This window comes from Rothia mucilaginosa, from assembly GCF_964210535.1.
GTDB lineage: Bacteria > Actinomycetota > Actinomycetes > Actinomycetales > Micrococcaceae > Rothia > Rothia mucilaginosa_F.
In genome coordinates this window covers 1-21,973 of the sequence record NZ_CAXOMR010000033.1, presented here as the reverse complement: position 1 = coordinate 21,973, position 21,973 = coordinate 1, and the positions used below count along the sequence as shown (strand labels likewise).

Genomic DNA, 21,973 nt, shown 5'->3' with positions numbered 1-21,973 from the left:
TGCCCTATTGAATACTCCGGAAGTTAGGATGCACGGCGGGCACGAGCTGCGCGACGCTTCATCGCACGACGCTCGTCTTCACTGGTGCCACCCCATACGCCGGAGTCCTGGCCGGTCTCGATGGCCCACTTCAGGCAGACGTCTACAACCTCGCAAGAGCGGCAGACAGTCTTGGCCTCTTCAATTTGCAACAGGGCAGGTCCGGTGTTTCCTACGGGGAAGAACAGCTCCGGATCCTTGTCCAAACAAGCTGCACGACTACGCCAATCCACGGTGGACCTCCTTCATGATTTACGGTCTCACGCGGTGGCAAGACACATCTATTTTCCTGTGCGCGTGTCAAATACATCCGCTAATGGGATGCACACCCTGGGTTAGGGTGAAAATTGACTTATCAACTTTCGCATGTTGGAGCGGATGTGACAAGTACTTTTCTCTAAAAACTTCAGTATTAAGCTGAGGCATCTATCACTTAGGTAAACCTTTGTCTAATTGAGGGGGTGAAGAATCGCATTCTGACACGCATATTCTGCACCCCGTCTCATGAGCGAGACGCGGGCGGGTGGGCGAGCGGCGCCTCAGGCATAATATAAAGCGGTACCTACCCCTGAAATGCCGCACCGACGACGAGGCGGTGGCCCCGAGGCAAACCCGAGGCAGGGGAGCACCCACCCGCTAACGCAGTAGCGCATCGGACCGAATACACCCCGGTCTGCCGCCGACACTACCCATGAGGAGCCCACCGTGCCGTCACGCCCGTTCAACGTCATCTATGCATTCGCCCTGACCGAAACCTTCGCGGCATACATTCTGATTCGCGGTATCCTCTACCCCTTTATCGTCAGCGGAATGTCCACCGCCCAGGCGATTGTGGGCGGTGTGCTCCAGGCGCTCATTGCCGCGGGCATGACCTACTTCGGTCTGCGTTTCTACCGCGGCCGCTTCGGTTCGCGTATGCCCATGATCCTGATTACCCTCTGCGCCCTGTGGGTCACCGCAAGCACCCTCATCATGAACGTGAGCGCTTACGGTCTGAACATTAGCCAGTCCATCACGATTGCGGGTGTTATCGGTGCGGCGGCTGCCTTCGTCTTCGTTCTGATGCCCAGCAGCCGCCGCTATATTGAGGCGGTTACCGAGGCATCGGGCGAAGAAGCGGAGAAGTACAGCCGCCGACGCCGCTAAACCCCTAGAGCTGCTAGACCCTAGCGCTGCTAAAGCCTAGACTGCTCAGTTCTAGACCCCGACCGGCACCTTCTGCCCGGCTGCTGCCGCGGTCAGTGCCAGGGGAACCTGCGCCGCGCACACGGAGGCGCCGTCCACCACCACGAGGCGACCGGCGGGCTGCTCACCCTGCGTGAACCGGTCTAGCGGTAGCGCGGTCACCGTGCACATGTCGGCGTCCGCCAGGGAGGTGGGCGCGAGCAGGAGCGCACGCGAGCATCCCATGAGCGCAGCCAGCAGGGGTGAGGAGGCGCGCCTCGGCCAGGGCGTGTAGGCGACCAGCATGGCACGGAACTCACCTCGACGCTCCAGAAGCAGCTGCTGAACGGCGGGCTGCAGGTACTGCAGGTCGTCAATGAGCACGAGCGTGTGCGCGGGGTTCTTCACCGAGTCCAGGAGTGCACGGGTACGCTCCACGCTCGGCGGCTCGCCCGACGCTCCGCCATCACCCGAAGTGCCGCCAGAACCCTCAATGACGAGGGTTTCCAATTGGGGGTTGAGTTGAGCAATGCTCTCTAGCAGGGTGGTTTTACCCGCTGAACGGGAACCCTGCACCGGAACCACAGCGCCAGCCGGGGCGCTCATCCACACCGGCATCTGCCGACGGTCAAACGCGACCAGCAGCTTAGCGCCCTGCGGATTGCATGCGGCGTGGGCAGCAGTCACATACTCGGTCGAGGGCATGCGGTAGTACTCGGGGAACTGCTTCAACAGTGTGCCTGGGCGAGCGGCTGAACCGTTAGAAGCGCTCGCGGCGTTACTCCGCAGAACCTGAACCAGCTCCTGGAAGCCCGCAACGCAGGGCGAAAGAATCGAAGCGCTCAGCGGCTGATCCCCAATCAACTCCTCATTAATGGCACCCTCCACGCAGTAGTGGCTCTGCGCCGGGGTGGGGTAATCCTTGCTCGTCGAACGCATCAGATCGGCGTCCAGGAAGCGGCGGCTCAACAGCGTAGAATGCGCCGCAGCGGCGAAACGACCGCGCGGGTTCAACGCGGAGGTGAACACCACCGAATAGCCGCGACGGCACCCCTGCGAGAGTAGGTCGTAGAGCAGGTTCTCCGTATCGGGCTGGCGAACCAGGGCCTCCAGCCAACTGTCCAGGCCGTCCACAATGATGAGCGGGCGGGCTGTACCCTCGGCGCCCCACAGGTTCGGGGCGCGCAGTTCCTCCAGGCAGAACCGCAGATGCGAAAGCTCCTGTGCACCCACCAGCGCCTCGAAGGCGCCGGCGTAGGGTTCCAGGTCGCGGTGGAGCGCGCCGTCGGAGGTCAGCAGAATAACCGGCGTGCGTGCGGCAAAAGCCTGAGCTAAAAGCCCGTAAAGCATCGGTGCACGTTCAGCATTCTGTGCCAGCAGCGCCAGAGCCTGATGCCCCGACCAGCTAATGTGGCGGCGCACGCCGTAGCGGGCAATCTCCAGCTCGCCCAGCAGGTAGCCTTCGGGGGCGGTGCTGGGCTCGGTGGACTCACGAGGGGTAGCTGCCGGGTCAATGCCGTACGTGACCGGTTCGCTAACCGGCGCTTCCAGCACGGGCAGCGAGGTGTTCTCGGGAAGCTCCGGCGGAATAGGGCAGTACTCGCCCTGAACCGCCACGTTCTTCTGCGTACCCCTCGGGGCGTACTCGCGTTCATAGAGCGCACGAATCTGCTGAGCCGAACGAACCAGCAGCTCATCCTCATTCCCGCCGGCCTTCTGAACAACAGAAACGGCAGTCAGCTCACGCCAGCCGCCCTCCTCAAGACCCAGCACCTGCACCGGGCGGGCATCGCTGGTCGAGGGGACCGCATCCACGAGCGGGGCACGGAAGGGCAGGGAACGGCCATCCGGCAGGCGCACATACCCGGCACCCGGATGCGCCGCCGAAATATACGCCGCAGACTCATGCTCCAGCAGGTTATAGGAATCCTGCGCGCTCGCCACACGCAAGCAAATGCTCGTGGCAATATTGGCGCGAATATCCTGCGAGACAGCACCCTGCGGACGCTGAGTTGCCAACACCAGGTGCAATCCGAGCGAGCGACCAATCGTTGCGATGCGCATCAGCTCAGCCATGGCATCGGGCATGGAATCGATGAGCATGCGGAACTCATCCACCACAATCAGCAACTCGGGGTAGCGCGGAGTCGTACCCGCCGCCTGGCAGGACGCCAGATAGTCGCGGTAAGAGTTCACGCCGAGCGCCTGCAGATCCACCTCGCGGCGGTGAATATCGGCGCGCAAAAATTCGAGGGCACGCTCCACCGCGGACACGTCAAAATTGCTCAACACACTGAGCGCATGCGGCAGCTGAGCCAGAGGACCCAAACCCGCCGAGCCCTTGAAATCCACCAGAATCAGACCGAGACGCTCGGGCGGGTAACGTAGCGCAGCGCTGAGCACCAGCGAACGCAGCAGCTGCGACTTACCGGCGCCGGTCGTGCCACCGAGCAGCCAGTGTGGACCGTGCTCAGACAGACCAATATTCAGCGAGCCACCCGAAGAAACACCCAGGTAGCAGTGAATATCGGATGCGTAACGCTGGGTGGACCAGCGCTGCAGAACGGACTCCACTGCCATGTCATCAGTACGGTTCTTCTGCTGTGCGTTCTGCTGGAGGGAGGAGAAGAGATGCGCCGACTGGTGCACCTGCGCCTCACTGAGCGCACCTTGCTCCTGCTTGCATCCGGCGCGGTACAGGTTCTCAAGAGCGGCACAGAACGCCTCAACGCTCAGTCCGTCGGCGTGCTGGCACAGACCATCACATGCCAGCGGGTGCACCTGATAGACCCCCTCGGTAGGCTGTACCGGAGGCGCCGCATAACCCTGCGCGCGGTAGCGGATGCTTTGGCGGTGGCTACCCTCACTCGCGCACTCAATCCAGGCGGAACTAAAAAGCGCACCGGGTGCATGCGTGGAACTATCAGTCTCGGTACCGCCCACCACGCAGAGTGCCGGGGCGTTCATCTTCTGCTCACGCGGGGAGGCGAACGCGCGGGACTGCGAAGACTCAGTGGTAGCCTCGGAGGTTAGTGCGGTCAGCAGGGGAGCGTAAACCGCGCTCGCATGCTGCGGCATGAGAATTAGCGGCGGAACAGATGCGGACAGCTCCGACTGCAGGCTACTTTGCAGAGCCTGCAGGTACTTCTCCTGGTGCGCGCCCGACAGGCAATGCACACTCACACCCGGCACCACAGCCAGAGTTTGCAAGAGACTATTAGTGCGCTGCTGATCAGCGCTCTCAGCACCACCCAACAGAACATGTACCGAACCCGGATAACCCGCCACCAGCTGCACCAGGTAGGCGCGTAGATGCGCCTCCTCCAGCTTCAGGTAGTGACCGAGAGCCGGGGTGGGCAGCGGCAGGTAGTGGGGCGCATCCTGCTTCTCCAGAGTGCCCAGGGGGAGGTTACGTCCGCGCAGGTAGGGTTGGCGGGGACCGCACCCGAGCACAATCGCTGGGTACCCAGAGGCGCTCAGACTCGAATCACCCGAAATCGCCAAGTTACCTGCGGTCGGCAGAGCGAGGGCGCGTTCCTTCTCCTGAACAGCTGCCTGATGGGTCTGTTGCGAGGCGGCACGGTTCTCAGCCCGACCGCCAAAGAAATGCAGAAGCATCAGCAGCGAAGACGCCGCAGACATCAGCAGAAGGAACCACATGCCGGTCACCAGCGCAATAATCAGACCCACCACAATCGGCAGGCACACGCTCAACAGAATCTGCTTGAGCTTACGCGGCACGGGCGGGTTCACGACCACCGGCTCAAACGGGTTGCCGGCGTCGCCCAGGGGAGCGAGCGTCTGCGCGGACTCGCCGGAATTCTCTGCAATGGTGTGCGCGCTCGTCTTCTCCACGGTGCGCTCGCCGTCGGTGCCGGGGGAGGTGAGCACGCAGAGCGAGGAGCCGAGGCGGAAGGGATCGTCCCAGCGCAGGATGCGCGGCTCGGCGCCCTGCACCTTCTTTGTGCCCGGTACCTTCTCGCTACCCTCGCTCGCGACGGGGCGTTTCTCAATCCAGCGGATGCCGGAGCTATCGGCGTAGAAGCTTCCGTGTACCGGCTTGAGGAAGGGGTCCTGCAGGTGAATATGGCGCGGCTGTTCTCCTCCGCGGGGAGCTAGCGCCGCCCTGCCGAGGCTGGTGCGGCCGCGGCTGATGGGGAAGGCGGCGCCTGCATCGGGGCCGCGCAGGATGCGTAGCACGCTGACAGCGGGCGCGTTGGGGGTCTGAGTGCCGTTCGGAACGTTGCCGCCGAGATTATTACATTCGGGCACAATTCGTTCAGAGGCACCATTTTCAGAAGTGTTCTGCGGGTTCTCTAGCTCGGCGCCCTCGCGCACGGGGAATAGCTGAAACGGGGTGTCCTTCGCGGTGTGGTGCGCGCCGGTTTCAGACTGTTGTAGAGCCTGGTTGAGTACCTGTTCCAGGGAAGCACCGTGGCCCGCGTGTGCCGGCTGAAGCAGCACCCCGTTAGGCGCCGCCTCACCGTCGAGGCGGATGACGCGGGGGTAGGGGAATGCGTCGGTGGTGTTGTGGTGGTCGAGAAAGAAGAGAGTCATACCCTCAGGAAACATTAAAAAGCATCAAAATTCAATAAATAGTATGTTTACAACCTAAAATGTTCGTATTTTTTGAATTTTTCGCCCCGTTTTTTAAAAACTGTGGATAACCCGCCGAAATACTGCCCGGATTACCGCCCAAAAAGCCCCGTACTGCACCCGCTGAGGCGTCTATACTGAGCCGCTTACGCATTCTCATTGATGCCTGCATGGAGCCCCGGCGCTCGTGGTGTTTTATGACCTCGCCCCATCGATTGTTTAGCGGCGCAGCAAAATTGCGATAGCTATCCACAATGAATATTTACCCGTAAACAAACATTCTTCGCCCCCGGTGGAACACTAAAATCCGCAGAAAAATGAGCCCCCGAAGCCCCGCTTGACCTCGGGGTTCGTGAAGAATATTCACCCTGAGAAAGAGCGCGCGAACAATAGTCCAAAAGCCACTAAAAACACGTCATAAGTATGCGTGACGCATGATAAACGGGTATCTTAGATTATGACTATATCCATCACGGGAGGGGCTTTTTGCGCCCACCCGTGCGGATTGCGGCGCGACTGAGAGCACTCGGGTGTGTCCAATCTGGTAGGTGAATACCGCCCTCGCAGAAGCGGCGGTGCGCCGTGATAATACAGGAGAAAACATTGACCGCTGACCTCGTAGTAGTCGGTTCGGGCCTCTTCGGTCTGACCATCGCAGAACAGGCTGCCACTGAGCTGGGCCTGAAGGTTGCCCTGCTGGACCGCCGTTCCCACATCGGTGGTAACGCATACAGCGAGAAGGAGAAGCAGACCGGTATCGAGGTGCACCGCTACGGTGCGCACCTGTTCCACACCTCCAACGAGCGTGTCTGGGAGTACGTGAACCGTTTCACTGACTTCACCAACTACGTACACCGCGTGTACACCCGCCACAACGGCATTGTCTACCCCATGCCGATTAACCTGGGTACCATCAACCAGTTCTTCAACGCAGCTTACTCTCCCGCAGAGGCAAAGGCGCTCATCGCTGAGCAGGCTGGCGAGCTGGCTGGTACCGACCCGCAGAACCTGAACGATAAGGGCATCTCCCTGATTGGTCGCCCCCTGTACGAGGCGTTCATCAAGCACTACACCGCTAAGCAGTGGCAGACCCCGCCGGAGGAGCTGCCCGCATCCATCATTTCCCGCCTGCCGGTTCGCTACAACTACGACAACCGCTACTTCAACGACAAGTACGAGGGTCTGCCTGTTGACGGCTACGCAGCGTGGCTGGAGCGCATGGCGGCACACCCGAACATTGAGGTGCACCTGAACACTGACTTCTTCGAGCCCGGTCACCAGTACTCTCGCGAGAACGTTCTGGGTCAGATTCCCGTGGTCTACACCGGTCCGGTTGACCGCTACTTCGACTACGCTGAGGGCGACCTGTCCTGGCGTACCATCGACCTGGAAGAAGAAGTTCTGCCGATTGAGGACTTCCAGGGCTGCTCCGTGATGAACTACCCCGATGCTGATGTTCCCTTCACCCGCATCCACGAGTTCCGTCACTTCCACCCCGAGCGTGACTACACCAAGGACGCAACCGTCATCATGCGCGAGTACTCTCGCTTCGCGAACAAGGGCGACGAGCCGTACTACCCGGTCAACACCTCCGTGGACCGTGAGAAGCTGCTGGCGTACCGCGACCTGGCTAAGGGCGAGAACAACGTGCTGTTCGGTGGCCGCCTGGGTACCTACAAGTACCTGGATATGCACATGGCTATCGGTGCTGCACTGTCCATGTTTGACAACAAGATCCGCCCGCACTTCGCTAACGGTGCGAAGATCGAGTCCGGTGGTGTTGACGCTTAACTATGGCTGATAAGACTTTGAAGAACCTGCAGCGGGTTATTTTCCCGAGCGCAGTTGAGACTGACGTTGTACCCCTGTATGTGGACGCGAGTGTCGCAACCGGCGTTCAGCTGCCCACCCGTATTGACGGCGATGCTTCGACCTCCATTGCGGAGGCGATGAACACCTCCGGTCAGTCTGTCTCGAGCGCCAGCGCAAACCGTGATGCCGCTAATAACCTGAACAGCCGCCGTTCCATTACCGTGAGCGCGGGCCAGAGCCTGTCTTTCGGTACCTACTTCAACGCATTCCCCGCGTCGTACTGGCGCCGTTGGACTGACCTGAAGAAGGTCACCTTGAGCGTTCAGACTCGCGGCGAGGGCATGGTCATTGTGTACAAGTCCAATGGTCGTGGCGTGATTCAGCGCGTGGACGCGAAGCTGCTCTCCGGTGAGGAGACCAACACCTTCACCCTGCCCCTGGCGCCGTTCGGTGACGGTGGCTGGTACTGGTTCGACCTGGCGGGTACTACTGACCTTGAGTTGGTTGAGGCGAACTGGCTGGGCGACATTGAGCCCCGCGCCGATGTGAAGGCTGGCCAGGCGACCGTGCAGATTACCACCATGAACAAGGTGGAGTACTGCATCAACAACATTCGTGCTCTGGGTGAGAGCCCCGAGATTTTCGATGCTGTGCACGAGTTCCTGATTGTGGACCAGGGCACCCAGAAGGTGCAGGACCACGAGGACTTCGAAGAGGTCGTGAAGCCTCTCTCCGGTAAGTTCCGCATCATCAACCAGGGCAACCTGGGCGGTTCCGGTGGCTTCTCGCGCGGCATGTTTGAGGCCGTCAACAACGGCTCCGATTACGTGCTGCTGCTCGATGACGACGTCATCGTGGAGCCCGAGTCGATCCTGCGTATGGTGACCTTCGCGAACTACTGCAAGGAACCCACCATCGTGGGTGCGCACATGTTCGACATGTTCGACCGCTCGGTCCTGCACGCGTTCGGTGAGGTTGTTGACCCGTGGCGTAACTTCTACGCTAAGCCGCACGAAGACATGGCGATGGGCCACAACCTGGGCCACCACAACCTGCGTAACACCCCGTGGCTGCACCGCCGCGTGGACGTGGACTACAACGGCTGGTGGATGTGCCTCATCCCGACCGCCGTCATCAAGGAAATCGGTCTGTCCCTGCCTCTGTTCCTGAAGTGGGATGACGCTGAGTACGGTCTGCGCGCTAAGGCCGCGGGCTTCGCTACCGTGTCCTTCCCCGGTGCGGGCGTGTGGCACGTGTCCTGGACCGATAAGGATGACTCGGTCGGCTGGCAGGCGTACTACCACGAGCGCAACCGCCTCATTACGGCGCTGCTGCACTCGCCCTTCGATAAGGGTGGCCGCGTGCTGCTGGAGTCCCTGTTCTTGGACGTCAAGCACACCCTGTCCATGCAGTACTACACCGAGGCTGGCCGCCTGATGGCGCTGGAGGATCTGCTCTCCGGCCCCGAGCACCTGCACCCCTCGCTCTCGCAGCGTCTGCCGGTGATTCGTGCGATGGCTAAGGAGTACCCGGAGTCTCAGGTGAAGCCGAACGTGGATGATTTCCCGGCTATCCAGACGAAGAAGCCTCCGTTCCGTGGCCGCCGCGCCTTTGCGTCCCCCGGTTACAAGAAGCTTGCTTCCTGGACCGCGAAGACTGTTGCTCGTCAGCTGCTCAAGCCGGTGAGTGAAGAGGCGAAGGCTCACCCGCAGATTCAGCTGAACTACGGTGAGACCAACTGGTGGACCCTGTCGAAGTTCGATTCGGCTCTGGCGACTAACGCTGAGGGTACCGGTCTGTTCTGGTACCGCCGCGATCCCGAGCAGCTCAAGTCGAAGCTGGCTCAGGCCGCTAAGCTGCACGTTCAGCTGGTGACCGGTTGGGATAAGCTGAGTGAGCAGTACCGTTCGAAGGCTGCTGAGGTTGCCTCCTACGATGCGTGGGCTAAGACCTTCGCTGAGCATACGGATTCTGAGCTGACCCGATGAACGATCTGAAGTCTGTTCCCCTGAAGGCGCCCGGCCGTGGGCGCGGCATCCTGGATGCGGTGAAGAACCGCTACCTGCTTCGACTGCTGGTCGATAAGGAAATCCAGGTCCGCTACCGCGGCTCGGTGCTGGGCATTTTGTGGTCGTACATTAAGCCGGGTGTGCAGTTCCTGGTGTTCTACATTGCCATGGGTATGTTCCTTGGCTTGGAACGCGGTATGCACAACTATGCGGTGTACCTGTTCTCGGGCATGATTGCCATTAACTTCTTCTCGGAGGGTTTTGGTAATGGTGCTCGCGCCATGGTGGTTAACAGCGCGCTGATTCGTAAGATTTACCTGCCGCGTGAGCTGTTCTCGCTGTCGACGGTGTGGGTGGCTCTGGTGCATTTTGTGCCTCAGATTGCTGTGATGCTGCTGGCCTGCTTCTTGGTGGGTTGGTCCCCGACCTTCCTGGCGTTTGGGTCGATTCTGGCGGGCATGCTCATCGTGATGATGCTGTCTTACGGTCTGGGTCTGATTTTCGGTGTGGCGAACGTGTTCTTCCGCGATTCGGAGAACATTGTGGACATGCTGCTGATGGTGGCTACCTGGTTCTCGCCGGTGCTGTACTCCTGGACCATGGTGCGTGACACTCTCTATCCGTGGGTGTTCAACGTGTTCATGCTTAATCCGCTGACCGTTGCGGTGGAGCTGTTCCACTATGGCTTCTGGCATCCGACGCTCCGTCCTGAGGATTTGGCGCTTCCTGCTTCGCAGGTGGTTCCGCATCTTTTCAGCTTCTGGACTCCGATTGCCCTTGGTATTTCTCTGCTGACCGTTTTGATTGGTGATTTGCTCTTCCGTAAGTTTGAGGGCAACTTCGCCCAGGAGCTCTGATTCTGTGGATATTAAGAAGCTTGAGTTCCCGCCGGTGAGCCCGGACGCTCCCGTGGTGATTCACGTGGAGAATTTGGTGAAGCGCTTCGTTCTGCGCCACACCCGTTCGATGAAGGAAGCTTTTGTGTGGCTGATTAAGGGCCGCAAGGGTGATCTTTCGGAGAAGTTCAATGCGCTCAACGGCGTGAGCCTGGACATTCGTCAGGGTGAGCGTGTGGCTCTTCTGGGTCTGAACGGCTCGGGTAAGTCCACGCTGCTGAAGATGATTTCTGGCGTGATGCGCGCCGATGAGGGTGAGGTTCTCACTCGCGGCAATATTGCGGGTCTGATTGAGGTGGGCGCTGGTTTCCACCCGGATCTGACTGGCCGCGATAACGTGTACCTCAACGGCGCTATCTTGGGTATGACCAAGGAGGAGATTGAGGCTTCCTTCGATTCGATTGTGGATTTCGCTGAGATTCACGACTTTATCGATACTGAGGTGAAGTTCTACTCTTCGGGTATGTACCTGCGCCTGGCGTTCTCGGTTGCGGTTCATACGAACCCGGATATCTTCCTGGTGGATGAGATTCTTGCGGTGGGCGATGAGCCTTTCCAGAAGAAGTGTATTGCGAAGATTCAGGAGCTGTGCTCTGCCGGTAAGACTCTTGCCGTGGTGAGCCACGACCTGGATTTGGTTTCTAAGATTTGTGACCGCGGCGTGGTGCTGGAGCACGGTAACCTGCGTTTTGACGGTCCGATTAAGGAAGCTGTGAAGGTGATTCGCGGCGGTGACTAATCGCTAGATGATTGCTTGTGATGGGGCGTGTATTCCCGATGGGGGAGTGCACGCCCCTTTGCCATGCCTGAATACTGTGCCCGAATGCCCTACCCTAATGCCCCGCCCGAGAAGATGATCTGCTCGATGGGGTTCTGGCGTTTCAGCAGGGGAGGTAGGGGCAGCTGGGTGTGGCAGGGGCTGCTGCGGGGTATTTAAGACGAAATATTACGTGTGCACTAAGTGCAATATGGTGGTGCTCAACGGTGAGCGGTTCGGGAGGCGCACGTGCAATTGTTCTGCAAGTCACAGCTGACTAGGCACTTTGAATTTTGATGCACGTTAGGTAATGATATGTGCGATTCCATGCATCAAAAATACTCAAATACTATACTCGTAAATATTAAGGGGCGTTTTATTACATTTTGATAAATTTGATGCTTTGACGCTAGGGTGATGGTGGCATTGATGTATCAGTGCTACACCGTATTCCACACAACCACACCACACACAGCATCGGATCACTTCAATGGAGAACACCGTACTGGATACCCGGGCGGAGCATCTAACTCTGCTCGAGGAGAATATCCGTGAGGCAATGCGCCACCGCAGCCTGGACCCGCACGAGGACCAGCACGCCGTTCGCGGGCTCATTGACGAGCACCTGAACGATTACGAACAGCGACGCACCCGCATCTCCCTGCCCGATTTGGGTGACCGCGACGCCGTGGCCCAGCGCCTGCATGATGAAATCTGCGGCTTCGGCGTAATCCAGCCGTTCCTCGATGATGAGAGCGTTGAAGAAATCTGGATCAACTCGCCCGACGAAATCTTTATCGCCCGCAACGGCGAAAGCGAATTGACCGGCCTGCACCTGAGCGCCGAGGCGATCAATAGCCTTCTGGAGCGCATGCTCAAGCCTTCGGGTCGCCGCGTGGACCTTTCCTCCCCGTTCGTTGACGCATCCCTGCCGGACGGCTCCCGATTGCACGCGGTGATTCCGGATATTACCCGCAAGCATACGAGCATTAACATCCGTAAGTTCGTGGTGCGTGCCCGCCGCCTGCCCGACCTGGTGCGCATGAACTCGCTGAGTGCCGGCGCGGCGTCCCTGCTGCACGCGGCGGTGGAGAGCGGCATGAACATCCTCGTTTCGGGTGCGACCCAGGCGGGTAAGACCACGATGCTGAACTGCTTGTCGGCGTCCATTCCGCCGCGTGAGCGTGTGATTACCTGCGAAGAAATTTTTGAGCTCGCGGTTCCGTTGCGCGATGTGGTGGGTCTGCAGTGCCGTCAGCCGAACCTTGAGGGCACTGGTGCGATTGAGCTGCGCCGCCTGGTCAAGGAGGCGCTGCGTATGCGCCCGGACCGCATCCTTATTGGTGAGGTGCGTGAGGCGGAGTCCCTGGATATGCTCATTGCGCTCAACGCGGGTTTGCCGGGCATGTGCACGATTCACGCGAATTCGGCACGTGACGCGGTGACGAAGATTTGTACCCTGCCGCTGTTGGCGGGCGAGAATATTTCCTCGGCGTTCGTGGTGCCGACCGTGGCATCCTGCTTTGACATTGTGGTGCATTGCGGTCGCGATTCGCGCGGTCAGCGTCAGGTCGAAGAGATCAGCATGCTGGGCGGCCGCGTTGAGGACGGCGTGATTGAAATGTCCCCGCTGTTTGTGCGCCGTGACGGCCGGATGGTGTGCGTGGCGTTGGAGTTGCCGAACCCGGACCGTTGGGTTCGTGCCGGTCACCGCCCCGAGCAGGTGCTGGCTGCGGCGAAGGCAGGTCAGTAATGCCTCTGTTTCTGAGCCTGATTTTGGGGTTGGGCGTCTGCCTGATTTACCTCTCTTGCTTTCCTGATAACGGCAAGCCGCCGAAGCCGAGTAATGACCCGGCGCTGGTGATTGCTCTTCGTAAGGCGGGCATGCATTCGTTGACGCCTCGCACGTTCATGTGGGTGAGCGTCGCCAGCGGTGTGACTGCCTCGGTGCTGTTGCTGATGGTCACTCAGCTACTGCCGTTGGGTCTGCTGGGCCTGATTGGTGGTTTTGTGGCGCCTCGCGTGGTCGTGAATCATCGTGCCCGCGCGGCGGATGCCCGCATTTGGCAGCTTTGGCCGGATGCTGTGGACCACCTGCGTTCCGCGATTCGTGCGGGCTTGTCCCTGCCGGAGGCGCTGATTCAGCTCTCCTACCGCGGCCCGGAAGAGCTGCGCGATGCTTTCGCCCATTTCTCGCGTGATTACCGCGCGTCGGGTGAGTTTGTGCCCTCGCTAAACCGTTTGAAGGAGTACCTTTCTGACCCGGTGGCCGACACCATTATTGAGGCTTTGAAGATTGCCCGCGAGGTGGGCGGTTCTGACCTGGGTAAGCTGCTGGGCACGCTGAGCGATTTTCTGCGTGAGAATGCGCGTACCCGTTCGGAGCTTCTGGCACGCCAGTCGTGGACTGTGAATGCGGCTCGCCTTTCCTGTGTGGCGCCGTGGTTTGTGCTGTGTCTGATGGCGACTCAGCCTGCCGCGCGCATGGTGTATAACTCGTTTGCCGGTGCGATGCTGATGATTGCCGGTGCCGCTATTTCTTTGGCGGCGTACCGTCTGATGCTGCGTATTGGTGAGTTGCCGCGTGAACGGAGGGTTTTCGGATGAACCTGCCTCTGATTTTTGGTCTGCTGTTGGCGACCGGCGTGGGTCTGATTCTTTCCTCGGTGCTGAATACTCGCAGTATTTCGTTCTCTGATCGTGTGGCGTCGCAGCTGCGCGGTGAGACTTTGCGTGAGTCGCTGTTGAAGGAGCAGGAGCGCCGTGAACCGAGCCTGCTGGAGGCGATTTCGGCGTTCTGCGCGCCGCTTCTGCGTTCGCTGTCTTCGTCTCTGAGCGGCTCGTCGCTGAGCGATAGTTCGGTGCAGGAGCGTCTGCGTCGTGCTGGTTCTTCGCAGAGTGTGAGCGCGTTTCGTGCTGAGCAGCTGCTGTGGGCTCTTGCCGGTGTGACCGTCATGAGTGCCTTGACCGTCATTGGCGTGGTGCAGGAGCGTTTCTCCATCCTGGTGGCTCTTATGCTGGTGCTGGTGAGCGGTTTGAGCGGCTTTCTGGCGCGTGACTGGTGGCTGGGTGAGGCGGTGACTAAGCGTGAGAAGCAGCTGGTTGCTGAGTTCCCGGCGCTGGCGGAGATGATGGCTCTGTCGGTGACGGCGGGCGAGTCGGCTCTGGCGGCTTTGGAGCGTATCTGTTTGACCTCTCGCGGCGAGTTGGCTCGTGAGTTTTCTGAGATTTTGGCGCAGACCCGCACCGGCGTTTCGCTGCTGAGTGCGTTGCAGGAGTTCGCGGAGCGTACTCGCGTTCCGGCGTTGAGCCGCTTCGTTGAGGGTATTGCTGTTGCGATTGAGCGCGGTACCCCTCTGGCTGATGTGTTGCGTGCGCAGGCTCAGGATGTGCGCGATAACGCTAAGCGTGAGCTGATGGAAACAGCCGGTAAGAAGGAGATTGCGATGCTCGCCCCGGTGGTGTTTTTCATCCTGCCGCTGACCGTAATTTTTGCGGTCTTCCCGGGCCTGTCGCTCATGCGTTTGAACTTTTAGATTTTGCGGCGGGTACACACCGTACCGGCTGCACCGCGGTGGGCTGGGCTGATTGCCCGGCGCGCCGCACCAACCACACACTACACCCTTTGATAGAAGGAGAAAATCATGTTCCGTCGTTTCCGCACCACCCTCACCGTGCTGATTGCCCTGGCTATCGCATCCGTGCTGGCTCTGCGCCTGAAGAACAAGCAGGATGACCCCGAGCGCGGCGACGTGCCCGGCTGGGTCATGATCACCATGATGAGCGCCGTGCTGGTTGCCGCTATCTTGGCGATTGCTCAGCCCGCTCTGACCAAGATGTTCAACGACGCAATTGCTCTGGTTCACCAGTAATGCGTAAGCCCCGCATCGCTTCTGAGCTGACTGCCGCTGAGCTATCCTCCGCGGAATATTCTGCGGAGGAGAGCGAGCGCGGTGACGCCAGCACGGAATTCGTCATGGTCGGTGCGCTGCTGGTGTTGCTGACCATGGCGATTCTGCAGGTTTCTTTCGCCCTGTATGCACGAACCATGTTGGTGGATGCTGCGGCGGCTGGGGCACGTTACGGTACGATGCGTGACCGCACTCCGCAGGAGGGCATGGAGCGTACCCGTCAGATGATTGAGGGGGTTCTTCCGTCTTCGTATGCTGAGAATATTTCGTACCGTCAGAGTAGTGATTCTACGGGCGTGCGCACTTTGGAGGTGACGGTGAAGTCTCCGTTACCGGTGCTGGGCCCGTGGGGTTTTCCGGATTCTATTGAGGTGAAGGGGCATGCGATTTATGCGGAGCATCGTTCCGGTGATTAGTGGCTTTTCGCTTCGGCAGCGGGTGAAGGAACGCCTGATGAGCCGCTCTGACCGGCCTCTTTCTAACCAGCACAATCCTGAAGAGGGTAGCGCCATTGTGGAGTTCCTGGGTTTGGGTATTACTCTGCTCATCCCGGTGCTCTACGGCATTCTGACGATTTTTAGCCTGCAGTCTTCGGTGATGGCGGCTCATGCGGCGAGCGCCCAGGTGGTGCTGTATGTGCAGGAGCAGCCGCAGGATTCGTCGGTGGGCCCGGATTTGGCTAAGCGTCTGGCGGTGCACGCCGCAGCGGATTACGGGGTTGACCCGTCCGATGTGAGCGTGTCGTTGAGCTGTTCGTCGGGGGAGTGCGTCTCGGGTACGAAGGCGTACGCCACGGTGACGGTTCAGGCGCGTCTGCCGCTGCTGCCTTCGTTTATGGGTGGCGGCGTGATTCCGGTGAGTTCTCATGCGACGAGTTGGGGGTCTGGTCATGCTGATTCCTAATGGTTCGTCGGCTCGCCTGCTTTCCTCTGTGTGGGAGCGATACGCTAACGCACACCGTCGGGCTCGTGCCCACATGCAGGCTCGTGCCCGTGCGCAGAGGCGGGCGCTCGCCTCAGGCCGCCTCGACTCTGACCCGCTCGCATCAGGCCGCCTCGCCTCAAACCCGGAAGAGGGCAGCATTGCCCCGCTGATTGTGGGCATGCTGGCGTTGCTGTTGCTCATCGGTTCGGTGACTGTGGCGATTACGGGCGCGTATCTGCAGACTCAGCATCTGCAGGATGTGGCGGACGCTCAGGCGAACTCGATTACCCGCACGATGCGCACTCCGGATGAGGCGAGTGGTTCGGCGGCGTGGGAGTATGCGAGTGCGTACTTGGCTGAGGTTCAGCCGGGGCAGGATTTTCAGGCGTTGCGTCTGGAGAATGTGTCCGTGGATTCTGATCAGAGCGTGCACGTGTACCTGTCGGCTCGTATTCGTCCGCCGCTGCTGTCGATTCTGGTGCCTGATGGTATTGAGGTGACCGCTCATGGTTCGTCGCGTTTGAAGACGAGCCAGGGCCCGTCCACCGATTAGTGCGTCCATCAACGGCGCACGGGCATAACGGCGCACGGGCGTATCGGCTCACCCGCTTATTGGCGTGTTGTGAGCCCCATAGACTGCGAGGGTGCATCCGCAAGGTAGTGTAACGGCTAGCGGATGCGCCCTCGTTTTGCATTCTTTTACATTTTCGTTCCGCGGCTTCTGCCCTCTAACCACCCTGTCCTTCTGCGCTGTGGGCTGTTGCGGGCTGTAACGGCGGGACTTTCTGGCCGTTTCGCGATAGTGTTAAAAGCTATGGCATCCTTCGACTTTTCTGCTGAGATTAAAGAGCTTCGCGCGATTTTCACCTCTATTGCTGCTGTGAGCGATATTGAGGGGATTGAGCGCGCCATTGAGGACCTGTCTGCGCAGGCTGCCGCACCCGATTTGTGGGATGACGTGGAGAACGCGCAGAAGGTAACGAGCGCACTGTCGTATAAGCAGTCGGAGCTGAATCGTCTGCGTTCGCTGTCTTCTCGCATTGATGATGTTGAGGTGATGGTGGAGCTTGCCGAAGCGGAGGACGAGGAGACTGCCGCCGAGCTGCTCGCTGATGCTGAGCGTGAGTGCGGTGAGATTCGCGCCAAGCTGGAAGAGCTTGAGGTGCTGGTGCTGCTGTCGGGTGAGTACGATCAGCGTGAGGCTGTGGTGACGATCCGTTCGGGCGCTGGTGGCGTGGATGCTGCTGATTTCGCGGAGATGCTGCTGCGCATGTACCTGCGTTGGGCGGAGAAGAACGGCTACCCGACGAAGGTTCTGGACACCTCCTACGCTGAGGAGGCGGGCCTGAAGTCGGTGACCTTCGAGGTGAACGCGCCGTACGCTTTTGGTCGCCTGTCGGTGGAGGCGGGTACTCACCGCCTGGTGCGTATTTCGCCGTTCGATAATCAGGGCCGCCGCCAGACCTCGTTCGCGGCGGTTGAGGTGATTCCTCTGATTGAGCAGACGGATGCTATTGAGATTCCCGAGTCTGAGATTAAGGTGGATGTGTTCCGCTCGTCGGGCCCGGGTGGTCAGTCGGTGAATACGACGGATTCGGCGGTGCGTATGACACACTTGCCGACCGGTATTGTGGTGTCGATGCAGAATGAGAAGTCGCAGTTGCAGAACCGTGCGGCGGCTTTGCGTGTGCTGCAGTCTCGCCTGTTGCTGTTGCGTAAGGAGCAGGAGGACGCGAAGAAGAAGGAGCTTGCCGGTGATATTAAGGCGAGCTGGGGTGATCAGATGCGCTCCTATGTTCTGCATCCGTACCAGATGGTGAAGGATCTGCGTACCGGCTATGAGGAGGGTAATACCTCTAATGTTTTGGATGGCGGTTTGAACGCCTTTATTGATGCTGGTATTCGCTGGCGTGCTTCGGGGCGCGCGGCTGAAGAGAGCTAAGACGTATAAGGATTGAGTGATGGCTCAGAAAAAGAAGAAAGACGCGAAGAAGGACCCGAATAACGCGATTATTGCCCAGAATAAGAAGGCTCGCCACAACTACAACATTGTGGATACCTATGAGGCGGGTATTGTTCTGCTGGGTACTGAGGTGAAGTCTCTGCGTGATGGTGGGGCGTCCATTGTGGATGGTTTCTGCCAGGTGACCGATAACGAGTTGTGGCTCGAGGGTATTCATATTGCGGAGTATGGTTACGGTACGTGGACGAACCATGCGGCTCGTCGTCGCCGTAAGCTGCTACTACACCGTTCGGAGATTAACAAGCTGGCGCAGAAGCTGAAGGAGACCGGTTACACGGTGGTTCCGTTGAAGATGTACTTCTCGAATGGTCGTGTGAAGGTTGAGATTGCTTTGGCGACCGGTAAGCGTGAGTACGATAAGCGTCAGGCTTTGCGTGAGCGTCAGGATGACCTGGAGGCGCGCCGCGCGATGCGTTACCGCAACCTCGGCTAAAGCTGAGGCAACGGCCGGGGTGCACGGTTGCTCTAGGAACTTGCCGGTAGGGGCGGGGCGCGGTTCCTCACGTATAATGGTTAAAAATTCGTGGCGTACCGCGAGCACCATTCATTCTTTGAGGAGACATATGTCTGAGAACCCGAACTACCAGCAGAACCCGGGCGAGTTCATTCCCGCACCGCAGCAGGCACCCGCATACAACATGCAGGGCGGCTACCCCGGCTACCAGCCGAAACCGGGCTCGGGGCTGGCTATCGCCTCCTTGGTCTGCGGTATTTTGGGTGTTCTGACCGGTATTTTTATCTTTAGTGGACTTTCTCTTGGCCTGGCGGGTATCGTGCTGGGTATTGTTGCGCTGGTGAAGGTGAAGAACGGTACCGCTTCCGGTAAGGGCATGGCGATTGGTGGCATTGTCACCGGTGCGCTGGGCATGATTGTTGCTGTTGTCGTGCTGGTTCTGGGCATGATTGGCCTTAGCATGCTCGGCGACTGCGCTGAGCAGGCCGTGCAGGATTCGAACGGCAACTACGTGTGCACCATCGAGGGTAAAACCATGACGATGAGCCCCGATGAGTACAAGGTGTACCGCCGTTAAATCGCGTTGAGTCTTTGAAGCGTTGAGGGACCGAATAGTGTTGAACTATTCGGTCCCTTGCTCTTTTTCTGCGCTGATTCTGCCCGATTGGTGGATTCTGGGGGATGATTCTGGAATCTTGGACTTCATAGATGACCCCAATGACGGCTTATTTATATAATGGAACCGAACTCAGCGCGCAACGGTGCGTTGGGCGAGTATAAATTGTTCGCTGCAACTGTGAAGGAAAGAACGACGGATGTCTGAGAATAACTACGGAAACAACCAGGGGAACGCACAGAACCCCTACGCTGCTCAGCAGCCTAATTCTTCCGCCCAGAGCTCGTACGGTCAGGATTACGGCCAGGCTCCTTCGGCACAGAACACCTACGGCCAGGATTACGGTCAGAGCGCATCCGCTCAGAACACCTACGGCCAGGCACAGCAGCAGAACGCTACTCCGCAGAACTCGACCCAGCAGAACCAGTACGGTCAGTTCGGTGCGCAGCCTTCTTCGCAGAATGCTTACGGCCAGAACGCTGCTCAGGGTACCTCTGCCCAGGGCGTTGCTGCTCAGGGCGCTTCGGCTCAGAACACCTACGGCCAGCAGCAGTACGGCTACGGTCAGGACGCTTCCTACCAGGCGCAGCCCGCTCAGCAGAACCAGTACGGTTACGGCCAGGACGCCTCCTACCAGGCGCAGCCCGCTGACTACAACTACCAGCAGAACTCTTACCAGCAGCAGCCCCAGCAGGACGCTTACGGTTACGGCCAGCCCGCGGGTTACCCGTATGCGGCTCCCGTGACGAAGAAGGCTCCCGGCATGGCGCTCGCGGCAATGATCCTCGGTATTGCAGCTGTGCTGACCGGCTTCCTCGTGTTTGGTGCCCTGCTGGGTATTGCCGCGATTATTCTGGGTGCGCTGTCCCTGAAGAAGACTAAGGAAGTTGGCGCGGGTAAGGCATTCGCACTGACCGGTATTATCACCGGTGCGGTGTCCGTCCTGATTTCGATTTGCATGCTTTTCGTATACATTTCTTTCTTCCAGACCGCTGAGAAATGCCTTGAGGTTGGTACCGAGGACGGTCACGGTAACGTGGTCTGCCAGATTGGTGACAACCCGAACAACCGTATGACTGTTCCGGCTCACCGCTAAGTTTTAGCCGCCTAATGCGGTACACGACGGGGTGGGGCTCCCAGATTTTCTGGGGTGCCTCATCCCGTTTGCTGTGCCCGTGATTTTCTGTGCCCGCCGTTGGTTCGGGCGTGTGCGGGGTGGGGGACTTGCACGCCGTTAAACATCTTAGATATACTGAATCTCTACCGTGTTTGAATGGCACCGCGGCATCAAGGTATGTCGAGGAAAACTTTCAGAAGACGGTGGGCTTTTTGATAAAAGCATAGGGGGATGATCGGTTTCGACGATGTGAGTTGAGATGGGTGAAGCGTGCCGAGGATGCAGGGTTATCTCGTTAACGCCCTCTGCAAAAAATTAAGTGCAGAATCTAAGCGCACTGACTTCGCACTCGCTGCCTAAGCGCGAGTTGCCGTCTGTCGGCCTGAGCATGCCTTTGGCTCAGTTACCGGCATCGACTTAAAAGGCCACTGCTGCTAGCCCTTGTTGCGGGGGCTGGCGGGACTTTTACGTGACTAGGTTCGTCGGTATATGTGTTTATGCAAGTACCGGAGCCGAAAAGTAGCGTTCGCATAAACTGCGCACGGAGAAGCCCCGTTGACGCCACATCGGACCGGGGTTCGATTCCCCGCATCTCCACGATCTCCCAACCGTCCGCTATCCCGTATGGGGTGCGGCGGTGATTATCGGTTCCAATCCAGAGGAAGAACCGCGGTAGGTTTCTACCACCCGGCAGGACGCCTCACGGCGTCACCTGCCGGGTATTTTTATGCCCAATTTTCGGTCTGTATTGTCGGTCTGTTATGGGGCGTACCGGCATGCCCGAGGGTGCTCAGGTGACCGCATTGTAATGAGAACGTCATCAGAGAAGACGAAAACGCACCCTATGGCGTAGTATCGAAGGGTAGATATCGTTGTTCGGCGTTGATCGTTTATTCAATCTCACCGGCAACGTTCGAGAGCAACCACAGAGCCACCAAACGAGCCACAGAATAGCCGGTCATAGGGACGCCACCGCTACGACGCGGTAGCCACACAGCCGCTATGACGACCACTCAAGGACACACCATGGAAAACCAGATTCCCGCCCCCTCCTTCCCGGAGCAGAACAATGCAAACTCCCCGCAGCCGGTACCTGTAGGCGTCGCACCCGGCGCTCCCATCGGTGCAGCACCCGCCGGCCCCGCCCTCGGCGTGGCACCCGCTAACGTGCGCGACCGCGACGACAGCTACCAGCGCATCCCGGACGTCTACCAGGTGCCTGCTGATTACCGCCGCCCCTACGGCGAGACCACCGGCGACTTCCGCGGCCCCGGCTACTTCTACTCCATCGGCGCGTTCGGTGCCTCCCTGGGTGCCCTGGCGCTGACCCTCTACGCGTGGGTTCAGGTCGCGGCACTCCGCTCTGAAGCAACGCTCAACTCCCGCGGTTACAGCTCCTCTGCGTATAGCTCCGGTCTGAGCCCCAACATCATGGTGATTGCTCTGCTGCTCGTGGGCCTAATCCCGGTCGGCGTGTCTATCTGGCTTGCCATCTACTCGGCGAAAGTGAACGCCGGCCACGTTACCAAGTACACCTCGAAGATGACGACCTTCAACATTCTGGCGTACATCATCTCGGGTCTGAGCCTGCTGGGTCTGCTCGGCACCCTCACCATGCTGTCCTAAAACTGGTAACGCTTGCTCTCATAGCGATA

General features: G+C 59.3%; 19 protein-coding genes and 1 other RNA gene. 18 read left to right on the top strand and 2 right to left on the bottom strand.

All coding sequences use genetic code 11. The annotated features are described in order from the left end of the window. Positions 1 to 23 precede the first annotated feature (23 nt). Positions 24 to 272: a WhiB family transcriptional regulator gene (locus tag AB8C10_RS08915; RefSeq protein WP_005505386.1), complete on the bottom strand. Its 249-nt coding sequence runs from the start codon at positions 270 to 272 to the stop codon at positions 24 to 26. Positions 273 to 744: 472 nt separating this feature from the next. On the opposite strand from AB8C10_RS08915, the gene AB8C10_RS08910 reads away from it, so the two are divergent. After that, positions 745 to 1,185, top strand: a complete 441-nt coding sequence (locus AB8C10_RS08910; RefSeq protein WP_294627520.1) for an alpha-N-acetylglucosamine transferase — start codon at positions 745 to 747, stop codon at positions 1,183 to 1,185. A gap of 51 nt (positions 1,186 to 1,236) precedes the next feature. Here the strand turns inward: AB8C10_RS08910 and AB8C10_RS08905 are convergent, their stop codons facing one another. Continuing rightward, positions 1,237 to 5,760: an FtsK/SpoIIIE domain-containing protein gene (locus AB8C10_RS08905; RefSeq protein WP_368867514.1), complete on the bottom strand. Its 4,524-nt coding sequence runs from the start codon at positions 5,758 to 5,760 to the stop codon at positions 1,237 to 1,239. A 642-nt stretch (positions 5,761 to 6,402) separates the two neighbouring features. On the opposite strand from AB8C10_RS08905, the gene glf reads away from it, so the two are divergent. The 17 genes from glf to AB8C10_RS08820 all read left to right on the top strand — a co-directional run bounded on the left by glf (position 6,403) and on the right by AB8C10_RS08820 (position 21,944). Beyond that, positions 6,403 to 7,590 carry a UDP-galactopyranose mutase gene (glf, locus tag AB8C10_RS08900; protein WP_070848099.1) on the top strand — a complete coding sequence of 396 codons (1,188 nt, stop codon included), beginning with the start codon at positions 6,403 to 6,405 and terminating at the stop codon, positions 7,588 to 7,590. Positions 7,591 to 7,592: 2 nt separating this feature from the next. Continuing rightward, positions 7,593 to 9,599 (top strand): glycosyltransferase, encoded by a 2,007-nt coding sequence (locus AB8C10_RS08895; RefSeq protein ID WP_368867513.1) that lies wholly within the window; start codon positions 7,593 to 7,595, stop codon positions 9,597 to 9,599. Continuing rightward, complete coding sequence (locus AB8C10_RS08890) at positions 9,596 to 10,477, top strand: ABC transporter permease (RefSeq protein ID WP_012903227.1); 882 nt, start codon at positions 9,596 to 9,598, stop codon at positions 10,475 to 10,477. Before AB8C10_RS08895 ends, AB8C10_RS08890 begins: the two co-directional genes overlap by 4 nt. A gap of 4 nt (positions 10,478 to 10,481) precedes the next feature. Beyond that, a complete protein-coding gene (locus AB8C10_RS08885) occupies positions 10,482 to 11,255 on the top strand; it encodes an ABC transporter ATP-binding protein (protein ID WP_049337844.1) in 774 nt (257 codons plus the stop codon). Positions 11,256 to 11,763: 508 nt separating this feature from the next. Beyond that, positions 11,764 to 13,026: a CpaF family protein gene (locus AB8C10_RS08880; protein WP_368867512.1), complete on the top strand. Its 1,263-nt coding sequence runs from the start codon at positions 11,764 to 11,766 to the stop codon at positions 13,024 to 13,026. Next, positions 13,026 to 13,880, top strand: a complete 855-nt coding sequence (locus AB8C10_RS08875; protein WP_049354294.1) for a type II secretion system F family protein — start codon at positions 13,026 to 13,028, stop codon at positions 13,878 to 13,880. The genes AB8C10_RS08880 and AB8C10_RS08875 overlap by 1 nt, the downstream gene beginning before the upstream one ends. Then, entirely contained in the window at positions 13,877 to 14,809 is a 933-nt protein-coding gene (locus AB8C10_RS08870; RefSeq protein WP_315295471.1) for a type II secretion system F family protein, read from the top strand. Before AB8C10_RS08875 ends, AB8C10_RS08870 begins: the two co-directional genes overlap by 4 nt. 108 nt (positions 14,810 to 14,917) lie before the next feature. Next, complete coding sequence (locus tag AB8C10_RS08865; protein WP_005505403.1) at positions 14,918 to 15,145, top strand: hypothetical protein; 228 nt, start codon at positions 14,918 to 14,920, stop codon at positions 15,143 to 15,145. Continuing rightward, complete coding sequence (locus tag AB8C10_RS08860; RefSeq protein WP_049349496.1) at positions 15,145 to 15,600, top strand: TadE family protein; 456 nt, start codon at positions 15,145 to 15,147, stop codon at positions 15,598 to 15,600. The genes AB8C10_RS08865 and AB8C10_RS08860 overlap by 1 nt, the downstream gene beginning before the upstream one ends. Positions 15,601 to 15,637: 37 nt before the next feature. Then, positions 15,638 to 16,087, top strand: coding sequence for a pilus assembly protein TadE (locus AB8C10_RS08855; RefSeq protein ID WP_239663307.1), 450 nt, complete (start codon positions 15,638 to 15,640; stop codon positions 16,085 to 16,087). Continuing rightward, on the top strand, positions 16,050 to 16,661 hold the full coding sequence (locus AB8C10_RS08850; RefSeq protein WP_049358257.1) for a pilus assembly protein TadG-related protein: 612 nt from the start codon (positions 16,050 to 16,052) through the stop codon (positions 16,659 to 16,661). The genes AB8C10_RS08855 and AB8C10_RS08850 overlap by 38 nt, the downstream gene beginning before the upstream one ends. A 261-nt stretch (positions 16,662 to 16,922) precedes the next feature. Next, positions 16,923 to 18,050: a peptide chain release factor 2 gene (gene prfB / locus AB8C10_RS08845; RefSeq protein ID WP_049327697.1), complete on the top strand. Its 1,128-nt coding sequence runs from the start codon at positions 16,923 to 16,925 to the stop codon at positions 18,048 to 18,050. A 19-nt stretch (positions 18,051 to 18,069) separates the two neighbouring features. Then, positions 18,070 to 18,564, top strand: a complete 495-nt coding sequence (gene smpB / locus AB8C10_RS08840) for an SsrA-binding protein SmpB (RefSeq protein WP_070507550.1) — start codon at positions 18,070 to 18,072, stop codon at positions 18,562 to 18,564. Positions 18,565 to 18,694: 130 nt separating this feature from the next. Next, on the top strand, positions 18,695 to 19,162 hold the full coding sequence (locus AB8C10_RS08835; protein ID WP_060824559.1) for a DUF4190 domain-containing protein: 468 nt from the start codon (positions 18,695 to 18,697) through the stop codon (positions 19,160 to 19,162). Between the two features lie 238 nt (positions 19,163 to 19,400). Continuing rightward, a complete protein-coding gene (locus AB8C10_RS08830; protein ID WP_298699007.1) occupies positions 19,401 to 20,297 on the top strand; it encodes a DUF4190 domain-containing protein in 897 nt (298 codons plus the stop codon). A 248-nt stretch (positions 20,298 to 20,545) separates the two neighbouring features. Next, positions 20,546 to 20,918: a transfer-messenger RNA gene (ssrA, locus tag AB8C10_RS08825) on the top strand. Positions 20,919 to 21,344: 426 nt separating this feature from the next. Further along, positions 21,345 to 21,944 (top strand): hypothetical protein, encoded by a 600-nt coding sequence (locus tag AB8C10_RS08820; RefSeq protein WP_368867511.1) that lies wholly within the window; start codon positions 21,345 to 21,347, stop codon positions 21,942 to 21,944. Positions 21,945 to 21,973 lie beyond the last annotated feature (29 nt).

Coding starts and splice junctions, on each gene's coding strand:
- prfB (WP_049327697.1), top strand. CDS start 16,923: ATGGCATCCTTCGACTTTTCTGCTGAGATTAAAGAGCTTCGCGCGATT.
- AB8C10_RS08895 (WP_368867513.1), top strand. CDS start 7,593: ATGGCTGATAAGACTTTGAAGAACCTGCAGCGGGTTATTTTCCCGAGC.
- AB8C10_RS08835 (WP_060824559.1), top strand. CDS start 18,695: ATGTCTGAGAACCCGAACTACCAGCAGAACCCGGGCGAGTTCATTCCC.
- AB8C10_RS08820 (WP_368867511.1), top strand. CDS start 21,345: ATGGAAAACCAGATTCCCGCCCCCTCCTTCCCGGAGCAGAACAATGCA.
- smpB (WP_070507550.1), top strand. CDS start 18,070: ATGGCTCAGAAAAAGAAGAAAGACGCGAAGAAGGACCCGAATAACGCG.
- AB8C10_RS08830 (WP_298699007.1), top strand. CDS start 19,401: ATGTCTGAGAATAACTACGGAAACAACCAGGGGAACGCACAGAACCCC.
- AB8C10_RS08880 (WP_368867512.1), top strand. CDS start 11,764: ATGGAGAACACCGTACTGGATACCCGGGCGGAGCATCTAACTCTGCTC.
- AB8C10_RS08850 (WP_049358257.1), top strand. CDS start 16,050: ATGCGACGAGTTGGGGGTCTGGTCATGCTGATTCCTAATGGTTCGTCG.
- AB8C10_RS08855 (WP_239663307.1), top strand. CDS start 15,638: ATGAGCCGCTCTGACCGGCCTCTTTCTAACCAGCACAATCCTGAAGAG.
- AB8C10_RS08905 (WP_368867514.1), bottom strand. CDS start 5,760: ATGACTCTCTTCTTTCTCGACCACCACAACACCACCGACGCATTCCCC.
- AB8C10_RS08875 (WP_049354294.1), top strand. CDS start 13,026: ATGCCTCTGTTTCTGAGCCTGATTTTGGGGTTGGGCGTCTGCCTGATT.
- AB8C10_RS08890 (WP_012903227.1), top strand. CDS start 9,596: ATGAACGATCTGAAGTCTGTTCCCCTGAAGGCGCCCGGCCGTGGGCGC.
- AB8C10_RS08870 (WP_315295471.1), top strand. CDS start 13,877: ATGAACCTGCCTCTGATTTTTGGTCTGCTGTTGGCGACCGGCGTGGGT.
- AB8C10_RS08865 (WP_005505403.1), top strand. CDS start 14,918: ATGTTCCGTCGTTTCCGCACCACCCTCACCGTGCTGATTGCCCTGGCT.
- AB8C10_RS08860 (WP_049349496.1), top strand. CDS start 15,145: ATGCGTAAGCCCCGCATCGCTTCTGAGCTGACTGCCGCTGAGCTATCC.